General features: G+C 55.4%; 1 protein-coding gene. It reads left to right on the top strand.

The features are described 5' to 3' along the window. Positions 1–518 (top strand): Rossmann-fold NAD(P)-binding domain-containing protein (locus KVT34_RS29780; RefSeq protein ID WP_217563248.1); only part of this gene is annotated, 518 nt, incomplete at both ends.

Genomic DNA, 518 nt, shown 5'->3' with positions numbered 1-518 from the left:
GAAGGAGCGGCCTATGCGGAGCATGTGATTGTACTCTGTGAAGGAGACGGCAGGCTGGAAAGTGACCTGCGAAAAGAAATGAAGGTCCGGTGTGTGCGGCTGGAGGAATCGCATGATCCGATCGGGGAGCGATTTGACGACAGCGCGGTGCGGGTATTTGAAGAGGTTCAGCGGTTATTTAAGGAACGGCATAAAGAGCGGGTATTGGTCCAGGTCGTGGTGCCAAGCGAACGCCTGCAACTGTTTGAAGCGCTGTCAGGTTTGTTAAAAACGGCGCAGCTCGAACATCCGGGATTCATCGGGCAGCTGATCGGAATGAACGGCGAGGAAGAGGGACCGAGTATGGTCAAGAAATTGGAAGAGAACGCCGGATGCCCGATGGATGATCGGATAAGGTACAGGGACGGGAAACGATGGGTGATGGACTGGGAAGAAGTGCAGGAAACCGGGAAAGAAGGACACATGCCGTGGAAAGAGCGCGGGGTGTATTGGATTACGGGGGGCTTAGGGGGACTGGG

Origin of the sequence: Paenibacillus sp. GbtcB18, assembly GCF_019091125.1 — a bacterium.
Lineage (GTDB): Bacteria > Bacillota > Bacilli > Paenibacillales > NBRC-103111 > Paenibacillus_F > Paenibacillus_F chitinolyticus.
This window is presented reverse-complemented; position numbering and strand designations above follow the sequence as displayed.